Here is a 14,607-nt window from a genome sequence, read left to right as displayed (position 1 = left end):
TTTTTATGGCCAAAAATAAAGCCACATAATAACAAATTATGCGGCTTTACGTTCAAATCGTTTGCCTGTTTAGTCTAGATTAATAAACTAAAATCCAAAAATACTAAAAGCAAAGAATTTTTGTGTCACCGTATTCAAGAAAATACCCAAGACAATGACTGGAATAAAAGTGCCTAATGAAAAGTTAACGTACTTTTCTACCCAAGACCCTTTATAGGTATCGTTACCAATAGCCAGCTCTTCTGACAAATTATGCTTTTTCCAACGATAACTAACGAAAACACATAATAAAAAGCCGTTTAACGGTAAAATAGTATCGTAGAAAATGTCGATAACCACATCAAAGAATGAGCGTGAAGCGCCTGCATAACTGGTAAATTCAGTAAAGAATGACACCATACCAAAAGAGACCATAGCAAATACAGTTAATACGCCACCCGTAATCATTAAAATGGATAAAGCTTTTTTACGGCTATGCTTTTTTTCTGTGACTAAGTAAGAAACAGGTACTTCAATAATCGATACCAGAGATGTTATCGCAGCAAAAAAGACCAACAGAAAGAAAAATGCCGCGACAGCACTCGCACCAATATAACCAAGTGACACTTGTAATGCTAAAAATATTTTAGGTAAAAAAGTAAAGATCAATGAGACTGAGCTGTCACTTAATTCCGCTGGATTAACATTCGGGTTGAATGAAAACACCGCAGGTAAAATCATTAAACCCGCAGTAAAGGCAACAGCGGTGTCGGTTAATGCAACCAGTTTAGCAGAATTAACTATGTCAGTTTTATTATTAATATACGAACCGTAAGTAATTAAAATACCCATACCGAGTGATAGCGAGAAGAAGGCTTGCGACAATGCGCCGTTAATCACGGTAGGCGTTATTTTATCAAAATCTGGAATAATAAAAAACTTCACTCCAGCAATCGCGTTATCAAGGCTTAATACATAAACCACCATAATTAATAGCATAACGAATAATGCAGGCATCAGTATCTTTGCAGCTTTCTCTATGCCTTCTTTTACACCAGCTACTAAAATAAAGTTTACAATGGCTGCAACAACAATCATCGCTAAAAATAGATAAGGGCTATTGATAAATTCACTAAAACCATTGCCACTGGCTAAATAGTCTAATTGACCTGATAATGTTAGCGCGAGGTAGCCAAAAAGCCATACTGTTAATACCATGTAGAAAACCGCAATCATAAATGGAGTTAATACGCCAAAGATCCCAGCGATTCCCCAACCTCTACTGCCACCACTTAACGCTTTGTAGGCGCCAACAGGTTCTTTTTGGGTTTTACGGCCAACCGCCATTTCGGCAATCATCACCGGTAAACAAATTAAAAATACGAATATTGCATACATGATTAAAAATGCGCCACCCCCATTTTTAGCTGCGTTTACTGGAAAGCCAACTAAATTGCCAATACCAACAGCAGAACCTGCTGCGGCCAAAATAAATCCAAGTTTAGAGCTAAACTGCTCTCTCGATGCGCTCATAAATGTCCTTAATTATAATTATTTGTAGGGCATATTTTGTATAGTTTATTAACTATACGAAAAAAAGAATGGCTTGATGCTAGCAGGCTTTATAATTAATGTCTTCTTTTAGAACGAAGGTATTAGTAATTAAGTGTATAAATATAGTTGCACTTAGACAACCAACAACTAAGTCATTGAAAAATAATTAATAAAATCCATATATTTAGCAGGGTGCGCTTCCATATAGCCTTATTTTGCTATTTTGAGAAGAGTCCACCATTCATAATAGTAAGAATATTTTCCGCTTCTTCTGCCGCAAACTCTATTGCCTGAGCTAAATCATCACTTGAAATATTTAAATTCGCGCATAAGCTGTCATCAACACTATCGTCATAATCAAATTCATCAGGATGACTATCAACTAAAGCTAAACGAGATGCTAAATAGAGCACCTTGACATCTTTATTAATTTGAATAGTTTTCGCTTCATTAAAGTGACGGATCGGTAAAATGATTTTTTCAGGTATTTGCCATATCTTTAACAGTTCGGCAGATATATCAGTATAAGTAAAACCCAAGGCTTGCTTTTGTAATACCCAAGGCAATTGTTCTGCTGAATATTTTTCACATTGTTTTGCAATCTCAGGGGTTATTTTTGCAACGATCAATTCACCAAAATTTTGCAAGAGTCCAGCAACAAAAAGCCGTTCAATATCTCGTATGCCTGCTTTAATGGCTAAGTTTTTAGTCGCTAAACCACAAAAGATACTCATTCGCCAAAAGCGTTTTAAATCGATAGCCTGATTTGAAAAATGCTTGAAGGCGGTTGCCGCCACATCGACTAACATCATGTTATAAATAGCTTGCGTACCTATAATGGTAATAGCACGTGAAATAGTACTTATTTCGCCAGGAAAACTATAAATCGCACTATTTGCTATTTGTAATAAACGCGAAGTCATCGAAGGATCGACACTGATCACATTAGCAAAGTCTTCAATGCTTGAGTCTTCATTTTCCATTAAGGCTTTAATTTTAAAGCAGGCATCGGGAAGTGCAAAAGAGCCATTGGCTTCAAGCGCATATTGGTGAGCATCCATTGGGTTATCAATCATTTTTTATAGAATAATATTAATAGTGTAGCTTGTTGCTTTAAAACAGAAAACAAAAAAACGCAGTGATCTTCATCACTGCGTTTTTATATTTTTTATTGAGGTGTTTTACTGAGCGAAAGTTTTTCCAAAAAAATCACCTTGGTTCCATGTTGGACGCTTATCACCGTTAGCAATTTCTAACCCTATCATCATGTTCACTTCGGCAAAACTTGCCGCGGCATCGTAACGAATAGGTAAGGTTATTTCATCGCTGTGCTGATGATAATGATTTTTAAGAAAATCACCAAATACCGCACCACCATCTATTTCAGGATCTTTAGATTTAAAACCCGTCATTAAAAATACAGATGGAATACCGGCTTTTACAAAGCTGTAATGATCGCTGCGAGTAAATAACGCCTGCTCTGGCATAGGATCGTCACTTAACGATAAATTAATTTTTTCTGCCGCACTCGCAACAATAGGTCCTAAACTTGAGTGTGTAGAACCGAAAGCAATAATATCAGCGAACGGATATAATATTAATGGCATATCTAAATTAACATTAGCGACCATTTTTGATGTAGGTACTGTTGGGTTTGTTGCAAAGTAACTAGATCCTAATAAACCTTTTTCTTCAGCCGTTACCACCACAAACAAAATAGAACGCTTTGGCTTTTCAGGCATAGCTGATAACAAACGCGCAGTTTCTAATAGTATTGCAACGCCTGAGGCGTTATCAAGCGCACCATTATTGATTTTATCTTCTTCATCACCATGACTACTAAGACCGATATGGTCAAGATGGGCACTAAAAACAACATACTCATCTTTTAGACTTGGATCGCTTCCTTCAATAGCTGCAATAATATTAGGGCTAGTGATCTCTTCATGACGACTTTTACTGGCCATTTCAACGGTTGATTTCAATGCAAAACCTTTAATGGCAACATTGTTTGTATCGTCGCTAAGTATATCCGCTAAGGTTCGCTCAGCACCAACAAATAAAGCCGCTGCAGACTCGGCACTGATATAAGCTCCGCCTTTCAACTGGGGATGTTTACCAAAAGGCATTCCGTCTTTATCTAACCAGTTAAGCCGTGGTGCATCGGCATAACTAGCCGTTTTAGTAAAGGTGCGCACTGCATCGCGTTTTGGCGTATGAATCGTGATAAAACCAACAGCACCATTTTTAACAGCATTTTTTAATTTTTCACTACCCGAGCCAATATGAGCGCCTTCTTCTGAAGGTAAATCGTCTGGACGGCCTGTTAAGACTACAACAACTTTTCCTTCAACATTAATATCTTTATAGTCGTTATAACCAAAATCTTCAGAAACAACACCGTAACCAAGGAAAACCGTTTCCGCTGATATAGCTGATTCTGTCGCTACACTGTCACCCGACATAATAAACGCATCTTTAAATTTGAGCGCAACTTCACCATCGCTATTGATTACCGATAACTTAGCACTATTTTCTTCAAGAAACGCTTTACGAAAGGTAACTTGCTGCTCAAAACCGGCTTGCTCACCCATAGGTGTTAAGCCTAATTGCTTGAAGTATGACTTTACGTAATTAGCCGCAATTTGGTAACCATCGCTGCCGGTATCTCTGCCTAACAATGTATCGTCGGCTAAAAATTCTATGTGAGCTCGAATATTGTTTTCATTAACTTGTGGTGCTTTTTTGGCAACAGTTATCGTTGCTTTTTCGCTTTGTCCACACGCAGATAAGAATGCGATAGTTAATAAACTGACGCTGGCTATTAATTTAAATTTCATTGGTTTTTTCATATGATGGCTTAATTTTTTTAAGATCGGTAGATTTATATCGAACGTCACTATAATGATTGTAAAAATAAAACGCTAGTATAGTGACAAAGTTATTGGTTAACGCTAACGGCAATTAAACCTGACAGGTCAAAGGGGAAAGTACGGTGACTACCGATAAGGTATAGCGGTATTACTGATATAAACTACTTGAGTAAATATTTTTCAGAATCAGCTGCAGCCATAGGCTTAGCATAATAATAGCCTTGGCCATACCGACACGCCATAGCAGTTAGAAGTTCGGCATCGGCTAAATTTTCAATACCTTCACCGACCGTGCCCATATTCAAATTAGTAGCTAAATCTATAATTGTTTTTATGATTGCTTGATGATTATCATGTTCATGAACGTTGTTAATAAATGAGCGATCAATTTTCAGTACATCAATAGGAAAACGATGTAAGTAACTAAGACTTGAATAACCGGTACCAAAATCATCGAGCAAAATTTTAACACCTAGCATATTTAAAGCATTCATATTTTCTAGCACTAAATCACTATTTTCTAATAAAGCACGCTCAGTTAATTCCACTCTTAGTTGGCTAGGTTTAATGCCCACGCGTTGAATTATTTCTTCAATATCTGCGGGTAGTGTTGCACTAAAAAAGTGATTACCATAGAGGTTACAGCTCACGTATAAATCGTTACGACCACAGATTGCTTGCCACTGCTTTAACTGAAGACAAGATTTTTCCAGAATTAGAAAATCAATCGCCATGACTAAATTAGTTTCTTCAGCTAACGGGATAAAATCATCGGGATAAACAAAACCACGCTTTGTGCTCTGCCAACGCGCGAGTGCTTCAAAACCAACAACGGTTTCAGTTTTTAAATCAACGATAGGTTGAAAGTAAGGTGAAAATTCACTATTGGCGATGCCGTCACGAATATCGGCTTCTAATTCCAGGGCATGTTCCACTTTTTTCTGCATGCTAGAATCAAACACTTCATAACGTCCCTTCCCTTTATCTTTTGCATGATACATGGCGGTATCAGCATCTCTGAGCATAATATCAGCACTGTCATAACGTTCATCATTAAACAATACTCCTATGCTTGTGCCAATAAAAATACTTTGATTTTCAATAGTAAAGGGCGTCGCTAAAAACTCAGTGATACGTTGCGCAATATCATAAGCTTCATGATTAGATTCAAGGTCTTCAATTAAGATAACAAATTCATCTCCACCTAATCGAGCAACAGTGTCTTTGTCTCTAACCAGTACTTTTAACTCTTTGGCTATTTCTTGTAAAAGTAAGTCACCGGCATGGTGGCCTAAGCTATCATTAACGACTTTAAAACGGTCAAGATCTAAAAACAACACAGCAAATTTAAGATCTGCTTTTCGTTTATGACAGGCGATAGCGTGGTTTAATAAATTAATAAATAAAGTACGGTTAGGTAAACCGGTTAGAATATCGTGCGATGCCGTATGTTGTAACTTCTCTTCAGCTTGTTTTCTTTGCTTGATTTCGTCTTCTAATGCCACGGTTCGCAGTTTAACTTGCTGCTCTAGAAGAATATGAGACTGTCGTTCAACTTCTAAGATGTCACGCCTTTGGATAGCTGATGCAACATGCTGAGAAACAAATTTCAATAGTTCGGCATCTTGTTCGGTAAAGGTTGTTGCTAAATTATAACTTTGTAAGACCATTGCTCCCAACACAACACCTGAATGTATTAATGGCACGCCAAGCCAAGATTTAGTTTCTTTTTGTGGCTCTTTTGTCTCACCTTGTTGATACAAGGCATACATTTTTGGGTAATTAAGTAATTGAGTTTCACCGGTACGAATAATATATTCGGTAAAGCCATTCCCTAATGTCCTAGGCTGCGAGTCGGAGGCTGCATTCGTAGAGTTTTGATCTAAATAATAAACAAAAGTTAGTGTTTTTGAATGTTGATCATATTTAGTAATATAAAAGTTTTGTGCGTTAATTAACTGACCAACAATATTATGAACCATCGAATAAAATTCATCAATATGGAGCGTAGCATCATTAGTTAACTCTGATATTTTGAAAAGTGACTCTTGCAATAGTTCTGATTTTTCTCGTTCTCTAATTTGCTTCATTAATTCGCGAGTGCGAGAATTTACCGCATTTTGTAAACGCTCATGGTCGTGTAAACGGGTCATGGCGGTAACAATATGCTGAGCGGTAAACTCCATTAGCTCAAGGTCATCTACTTGGTAACGGAGTGCTTCGGAATAACTTTGTACGGCCATAACGCCAATAACAACACCATCATTAAGTAATGGTACACCAAGCCAGTCAGTGCTATCGGAGCCAATACGTTTAATTGAATTATTAGCTTCTAGTTCAGTCACAACTTCAGGGGTCGCCAAGAGTGATTTAGCCGTTTCAATGACATAGCAAGTCATAGAACCGGCAAAGGCTTCAAGGGGTGATTTACCTAGTGGATAATCATCTTTTTCATCGACATCGTAAACGAACTCTAACGTTGAAAGGGTTTGGTCATAAAGGGCGATATAAAAATTTTCAGCTCTCATCACTGATGCAATGGATTCGTGAACTTGACCATAAAACATACTTAAATCTGCACAGTCATGAGATAACTGGTTTAACTTAAAAAGTGCAGTATAACGATCTTCGAGCTTACGATACTTGCCTAGCAAAGAAATGGTTTCCTTTGCTAGCAAGCTATCGCTCTCGTTCAGCTTATCAAGTTCGTTATTTAAAGGGTCTGTCATACATTACAACTTGAGGTGAGAGTAATAGATTTACTCTGTATAATGACGATATTTAAGCAAAATATCCACTAGATGAAATAAAATATTAGTAATGAGCTAACTCATTATTATAAAGGAGCACAAGGCTCCTTTATAATTTATTGTTTAACTATGGCTATATTACTTATGATAAGGCTTACTTAAACGATGTACTGATTCTATAAAGTGGCCCGCATGTTCTGGGTTCACATCAGGATGTATACCATGACCTAAATTAAAGACATGTCCAGTACCACCGTGACCAAAGCCGGCAAGAATTTTGTCAACTTCTTGCTCAATACGAGGTAATGGCGCGTAAAGCATTGAAGGATCCATATTACCTTGTAAAGCAACTTTGTCGCCAATACGGGCTTTAGCATTTTCAATATCTATGGTCCAATCAAGCGCTACTGCATCACAACCCGTTGCCGCAATAGACTCTAACCACATACCGCCATTTTTAGTAAATAAGGTTACCGGTACTTTACGACCGTCATTGTGACGAGTTAACCCATCAACAATTTTTGCCATATACTGTAATGAAAACTCGTTATAATCACGTGGTGATAACACCCCACCCCATGTATCAAAGACCATAACAGATTGCGCGCCAGCAGCAATTTGTGCATTCAAATAAGAAATCACTGAATCTGCTAACTTATCTAATAGCATGTGTAATGTTTTTGGCTCAGCAAACATCATTTTTTTGATTTTGGTAAAGGCTTTTGAACTGCCACCTTCAATCATATAAGTCGCTAATGTCCATGGGCTACCTGAAAAACCAATTAGAGGTACTTCGCCCTTCAATTCTTTACGGATAGTACGTACTGCATTCATTACATATTGTAATTCTACTTCTGGATCGGGTATGCCTATTTTTTCTACATCAGCTTTACAGGTAATAGGACGTTCAAATTTCGGCCCTTCCCCTGTTTCGAAATACAAGCCTAAGCCCATAGCGTCAGGAATAGTTAAAATATCGCTAAATAAAATGGCGGCATCAAGCGGAAAACGACGTAACGGCTGAATGGTAACCTCACATGCAAGATCAGCATCGCGGCATACCGACATAAAATCGCCAGCGTTTTTGCGAACTTCACGGTATTCAGGTAAGTAACGCCCTGCTTGTCTCATCATCCATACTGGTGTGTAATCTACAGGCTGACGCAAAAGCGCGCGTAAGTAAGTATCGTTTTTTAATTCAGTCATGAAGTATCTTCCCATTTTTATATGCGCGCATTCTACCATTAGCAATTTTTTTGGTCTATGTTCTAAATCAATTCGTTGCTGTAATAATTAGACCTATTTATGATATGAAAACAATAAGCGATTAGTAATCAGTCACTTAATTTCAATAAATATAATTAATTGTAACAAAAGTTACTTTATACGAAAAAAGTCGTGGTATAAATGCTCTATTAAAGTTGTTGCGTTCGCTTTTTCGCTTTGTTATAAATTGCCCCGCGTTAAAGAAGTGCACAAATAAAAATAATAATAATAATAAAAGAAATAACTAAAAAGAAGCTAGTATAAACTAGACCTACAGCGAGCAATTCAAGCCTTACACTTTGTAAGGCTTTTTTATTGCCTAAAGAAAAATATCGCGTTAATACGCCTAACGTACATAGGTAATGGGTAAGTTCTGTAAAGAATAAACGCGCTTGTATAAATAGCTAAACTCCCTTCAAAACTTATTCTTGGGTTGTGCATCTCTAGCAATTTAACCGATATATTTGCTCCTATTAAGCTACAAAATGTCGTACAATTGCCCTAATTTATTAATAACTTTTAATCATTACGGAAATCCCCCATGAAAAAAATCATCCTTTTATTAACTATTTCAACATTAAGCAGTTCGGCTATGGCACAGGAAACTAGTTGGTTTGATAGCTTAAAAAGCTTTGTTGGAATGGGCGAGGTTGAAGAGCAAAGTGTAAAATTGCCAAGCACTGAAGGTTTAGTTGAACAATTAACAAATACATTAAATGTTAATACTGAACAAGCAGCTGGCGGTATGGGTGCTATTTTTAATTACGTAAAAAATAATGTTTCAACAGAACAGTTTGGTCAGTTAGCTAAATCATTACCGGGTGTCGATGGACTTGTTAGTCAAATGCCTGATATTAGCGAACTTAGCTCTGGCAAAGGCTTAAGCGGTTTACTTGACAAAGCTTCACAATACAGCGATTCATTAAAGTCTATTAATGATATAAAAAAGCAATTTGAAGCATTAGGTTTAAATCCAGAAATGATCAGCAGCTTTGTATCTAGTGCTCAAAGCTACTTAGATACTCCACAAGGGCAAGATGCAAAACAAGTATTAACGCAAGGTTTAGGCAAGTTACTCGGGTAACTTGATCTATTAGCGATTAATCGCTGCAGCTAATTTCACTGAGTTTACTAAAACATAACTTCAGTGAAATTAGCAAATATTGATTTTTAACGACTCAATATTGATCTTTAACGACTCAATATTGATCTTTAACGACTCAACATTGATTTTTAACGACTTAATATTGATCTTTAACGACTCATTATAGACTGTAATTAATATACGCTAATTACCGCTTCATATAACGGTTTTCCCTTATTGTAATCATCAAAGAGCAAAAATAACGAATACCCTACCGACGGTAGACTGTAATTAATATACGCTAATTACTGCTTCATATAACAGTTTTCCCTTATTGTAATCATCAAAGAGCAAAAATAACGAATACCCTACCGACGGTAGACTGTAATTAATATAAGCTAATTACCGCTTCATACTAACGGCTTTCCCTTATTATAATCATCAAAGAGCAAAAATAACGAATACCCTACCGACGGTAGACTGTAATTAATATACGCTAATTACCGCTTCATATAAGGGTTTTCCCTTATTATAATCATCAAAGAGCAAAAATAACGAATACCCTACCGACGGTATTTCGATACCATAATTACTCTCATAGGCATCGTCAGGAAAAGACTTTTGAAGTTGTTCAAATGATCCCCCTTGAATAAAATCACCCAAAGCCCAAATAGCTTTTGAATTTGAATTCGCGTTATCGTTAGCGTTTAAAAAGACTTCTTCCAACAAATGAATTTCAACAAGTTCATTAGCGTTTAGCTTTAACATTAAATGTTGGTTATAAATATTAATAGTGATCCCTCTTGGCAATACTATCCGCCCTTTAGCTTCACCAAGCTGCTCTGCAAGGTTATTAACATTTATCTCTTTGTTTGATACTAGGGCTAAATACGCCTGTGTAATTGCCTCGTTTTGAATCACTTGATCATCAAAAGGCAGCATACGACTTTCTTTATAGTTGCTTTGCTCCATAGAGAAGCCACCCAACGTATATTTCTTTTCATTGGTATGAGAATTTTTACTGGCAATAAAATTTAGTGTTAGCACCTTGTCTTGGCTATTTAAGACTAATTGATTCTTTTCATTTAAAGGTTTATCTAACGCTAATGCAGGATAAACGTCCTTTAAAAGTGCTTTTCGACCGACCTTATTGTTGATCTTCCAAGCATTGGCATCAAAAAAATCAAGTAAAGGAATTTTATTCAAAATACTGGCTGATAAATATGGCAAAGTACTTTGTACCTTTACTAATTTATCCAATTGAAAATGCAACCAATGGTGTCTTCCGTAACCTATAATCAACTCATCAGCCAGTATGGTTAATTGCACATTAGGCTCACCAAAGTTGTTGATGACTTGTTGATAGCTATCGCCCAACTTTACGCCATAAAGACCGTTAGCCAAAGATATCTCAGTATTGATAATTTCAGGCCTGCCAACTCTAGAGTTAGCAGAAGTCAATTTGAAAGTCATCATACTTTTTGCTTTAACCCCTTCATGATTATAAGCGGTAAATCTTTGATGGATGACATTTGGAGTGCCGATTTTAGTGGCTATTTTTTCCTGTTGACACTGTAAAATTAGCTTAGCAAAAAAACGTATTTGTTGTTGCCCACCCTTTTCATCTAAAACGTCAAGGTCTTCTATTTTCTTATCTATGATAATGACACCATTGGCGCCAGCATCTATCGCTTTTTGTTGTAATTGATTTAATAATCTCTTGGTAGTTTTAGCCATTTGCTGCGTTTTAGCCATACCAATAACACTCGTTTCTTTAATGACTTGGTATTCACAATTAGGGTAGTAGTCAAGAATAGGTGGCAGTACGACTTCCTCAACGGCTGAAAAAGCAAACAAGGAAAAGAGTAAAAAACAACTAAAGGTAACTATTTTTAGAAAAACGTGCATTAAGGTAACTCCTCTATAATTCATGAATAACTTATATTTATAATAAAATAGCTTTATCAATTACTAACTTTTTGGTCAGTGCATTGATGCCTGGGTAGCGTAAATAAAAATCATTAATATCAATATCTTCAACCTTTGCTTGTAAAGGTTCAGTAACGTTAACATTGATGTGGCGGTTTATATTTTTACTTCTTCGCTCTGCTTGAAGAGGATAATTTAAAAATAAACCTTGTGGATCAAGGACCTCACTCTCCATAGTTTGCCATGCTTGATACCAACTTGCATGGCGATCACCTGAAGCTAAGTTTGTCGCTAAAGACAGGTTAACCACTAGGTTTTTATAGGACGAGTAATTTGTTCTAGCGCCAATAAAAGTGGCTTGGCTATTACTTTTTGCCGTTTCAGAGTCAAACATAGATAACAGTTCGATGGTGTTATCTGTTAATGATTTATTTAAAGCTATCAGTAACTTTGCACTTAGGTGCTTAGCGAGCTTAGGTAGATAATCTCTCTCGCGTTCAATGAACGTAAGTTGGTCTTTAATTCCACGCTGTAATGCAAACCCTGTTGGTAGTATTGACTCGAGGTTACTGCTGTTTATTCGACTTAGCGCTTTGGTTAATTTGGCTTTACTTTGCGTTAACTGGTTGGTCACGCTATTAACCTTTATTAAGTCCCAGTCATCAACAGGTCGATTAAGACATTCCTGATAAAGTTCGGGTAGATCTGTTGGCCGACTAGTAAATGATTCGCTAATAAATTGCATTATTTTTATTATCGGCACTAACTTTTTAGCTGCTTGTATTAATACTTTTTTATTTTCGGAACTGGGGAAGTGCTGATGAGAATCATGACTTAACAGATAAGCTAAATAGTAATCGCCCTGAGCAAGGTGAACTTGTGCCGCGATTAATTTATCTTGCGCTTTTTCGGCAAGCGTTAATTCGGCTTGGTATTTTGAGGGTTTTAGTTGCACCAGTTTTTTTAATGCGGTAATTGAGTGAGTAAGGTTGAGTTCTTGCTTAGCTTGCTGATATGCCTGCAAGGCTTGGCTATGTTTCGTTGGACTGCACGAGGCGAGTAAAAAAAGTAATCCTACTATAAAAATTCTTTGATAAATAGCCATGAGGTAAATTCCATTTTACATTAACGTTTATGTCTAAACTGAATATAAAGTATCAACTAATCAATAACTAATCAAATAGTTGTTCAATGCTGAGTTCAAGTTGCTTGTCGCTTTTTACAACATTACAAGAGTTGCTCAAAACGAACGACTTTTCCTTTTGTTGTAATGATTTCTGTGATGATGATTTGGTTATCTTCGCTTAAGGTTAACAAGCCAATACCACTGCCATTAAATAAAGTTACGTCGTTAGCTGAGTCAGTGTAATTAGGCCTTCTCACACGGACCTTCATCCGCCTTCTTTTTGTAAACCAGTTAAGCGGTGAATAAGTCGCATACAAATATTTATTTAGCCTTTCTAAGGTATGTAATAAAGTGGCTGGAAATTCATTTTTTAAACCGCTACAGGTGACTTGTAATATTTTTGAGCTGCTACGACGAAAACGGTGAGTCACTTCATAAACAAAAGAATAGTGCACATCTCCTGAAAGAATAATAAAGTTAGGTGGTGTTTTATTGTGTCTAAAAATATTTAACATCACATTAGCTGTGCCAGAGTGTGCCATCCAGTTTTCAGCATCTACTGCTAAAGGCTTTCCCCAAAAAGTAAAAATACGCTGAATAGTTTCAATCAACTTAACCCCATAAATAGGTGCCGCAGAGACCATAATAATATTAGGCTCATTGATTAACGCTTGCTGTAGGGCTGATAATGACTCCCAGTCCATTAACCCAGAAGGTTTACCAGCATTACTTTCAGAGCGCCATCGCTGGGTACGTGTATCTAATACAAGGATTTTAGGTGAGGTATTTAAACTATAATGCCATTCATCCCATTTAAGAATTTTATCAATAAGTTCACTGTGGTTTAAATCCCCAGGCGAACTCAATACCGTTTGGGTTTCTCTAATCAAGTCAGGGAATTTTTCAGGCGCATTGCCCCACCCTTGACACAAATAATATCCAATGAGGGCATTACCAATAATCTGTTTTGAGAATGAATGACTATAGGCCGCCTCTTCCCAACCTCGGGTTAAATTCCAATCATCGGTAACATCATGATCGTCAAATATCATGTACGTTGGAATATGTGCTAAAGCTCGTCTAACAGCAGGTAAACCTTTAACAAAGTTGTTAATGACCAACAGTTCTTGCTGGTATTGTGTTTGAAACTTTTCAGAGACTTTATTGCGCTTTAAATCAGTGATCGCCCACAACGCTGGTGACCAAACCAGTAAATACATTGCCATAACTTCAGATAAAGTAATTAAATGATTCTTAACATTAACTGCAGTAAAAATTGGGGTTTTACGGGCGCCAAGTATTTGATCCAGTACTGAACGGTTAGCCGTGTGGTGGGGTAAAATGTTTGCTCGTTGGTAGTAACAATGCTGACTATTAAAGAGCGTTTCACTCGAGCTTGTTAATTGCTGATTGTCACTGTCATCGTGCCAACTTTCCTTGTAAAGCCCCAGCTGCTCAATGACTTGATGAATAGCGACTAGCATAGGTCCAGCGACATCATCAGCGTATATTTGGTCACCTGACATCATTAATAAAGCGGGGCGCTCTTCAATGGACAATCCACTTTGACAAATGGTGTCGTCAACCTGTATTAGGGCATCTTCACCGTCAAAGTGTGGTTTTCGGCAAGAGCCATGTAAAATTTTATTGATCTTACTTTTTATGATAAAAGTGGGTAATTGTTGATTGTCATAGACTAAGTCAGGAATTACGCCGACTAATGTTTTGCTATGTCCTATAGAACAGCTCAAGGTAAAGTCATAGGTCAGTAGGGTATTTTCAGGAAATATATCATCTGGCGATAACGTAATTAAGTTAATAAAAGCGTGCGTACCTATACGAATCTGTTGAAGATCATCACTTGTTAACCGGCGACTTAAGATAGAGTCGCCATTATCAAGGCGATTAATACAACAGTTAATGGCATAGTCTTGAGAGGTCACTAACCAAAAATTTACTTGCTTGGTATCGCAATGTCTTAATATTGGACCAGCGACGATCGCGGGTAAAACAGTGACATTTTTAATAGTAAGTCCTCTCAATATC

9 protein-coding genes are annotated in these 14,607 nt (G+C 36.9%); 1 reads left to right on the top strand and 8 read right to left on the bottom strand.

Features of this window, described 5'->3' with window-relative positions:
• Positions 1-87: 87 nt before the first annotated feature.
• The 5 genes from H4J67_RS10090 to hemE all read right to left on the bottom strand — a co-directional run bounded on the left by H4J67_RS10090 (position 88) and on the right by hemE (position 8,362).
• Complete coding sequence (locus H4J67_RS10090) at positions 88-1,512, bottom strand: sodium-dependent transporter (protein ID WP_182203623.1); 1,425 nt, start codon at positions 1,510-1,512, stop codon at positions 88-90.
• Positions 1,513-1,751: 239 nt separating this feature from the next.
• On the bottom strand, positions 1,752-2,609 hold the full coding sequence (locus H4J67_RS10085) for an HDOD domain-containing protein (protein WP_259368552.1): 858 nt from the start codon (positions 2,607-2,609) through the stop codon (positions 1,752-1,754).
• A gap of 105 nt (positions 2,610-2,714) precedes the next feature.
• Positions 2,715-4,373 carry a M28 family peptidase gene (locus tag H4J67_RS10080; protein ID WP_182169209.1) on the bottom strand — a complete coding sequence of 553 codons (1,659 nt, stop codon included), beginning with the start codon at positions 4,371-4,373 and terminating at the stop codon, positions 2,715-2,717.
• 194 nt (positions 4,374-4,567) lie between these two features.
• A complete protein-coding gene (locus H4J67_RS10075) occupies positions 4,568-7,135 on the bottom strand; it encodes an EAL domain-containing protein (protein ID WP_182169208.1) in 2,568 nt (855 codons plus the stop codon).
• Positions 7,136-7,294: 159 nt separating this feature from the next.
• On the bottom strand, positions 7,295-8,362 hold the full coding sequence (gene hemE / locus H4J67_RS10070) for a uroporphyrinogen decarboxylase (protein ID WP_182169207.1): 1,068 nt from the start codon (positions 8,360-8,362) through the stop codon (positions 7,295-7,297).
• 601 nt (positions 8,363-8,963) lie between these two features.
• Between hemE and H4J67_RS10065 the strand changes: the two genes are divergently transcribed.
• Positions 8,964-9,506, top strand: a complete 543-nt coding sequence (locus tag H4J67_RS10065; protein ID WP_182169206.1) for a DUF2780 domain-containing protein — start codon at positions 8,964-8,966, stop codon at positions 9,504-9,506.
• Positions 9,507-9,992: 486 nt separating this feature from the next.
• On the opposite strand, the gene H4J67_RS10060 is transcribed toward H4J67_RS10065, so the two are convergent.
• The 3 genes from H4J67_RS10060 to H4J67_RS10050 form a co-directional block, all read right to left on the bottom strand.
• On the bottom strand, positions 9,993-11,414 hold the full coding sequence (locus H4J67_RS10060; RefSeq protein WP_182203621.1) for a hypothetical protein: 1,422 nt from the start codon (positions 11,412-11,414) through the stop codon (positions 9,993-9,995).
• A 37-nt stretch (positions 11,415-11,451) separates the two neighbouring features.
• Positions 11,452-12,540, bottom strand: coding sequence for a hypothetical protein (locus tag H4J67_RS10055; protein ID WP_182203619.1), 1,089 nt, complete (start codon positions 12,538-12,540; stop codon positions 11,452-11,454).
• 122 nt (positions 12,541-12,662) lie between these two features.
• A complete protein-coding gene (locus tag H4J67_RS10050; RefSeq protein WP_220471632.1) occupies positions 12,663-14,603 on the bottom strand; it encodes an alkaline phosphatase D family protein in 1,941 nt (646 codons plus the stop codon).
• Between the last annotated feature and the right edge of the window lie 4 nt (positions 14,604-14,607).

It is taken from the genome of Colwellia sp. BRX10-4 (assembly GCF_014077465.1).
Taxonomy (GTDB): Bacteria; Pseudomonadota; Gammaproteobacteria; order Enterobacterales; family Alteromonadaceae; genus Colwellia_A.
The sequence above is the reverse complement of the archived record's forward strand: the minus strand, read 5'-3'. Positions and strand labels throughout refer to the sequence as shown.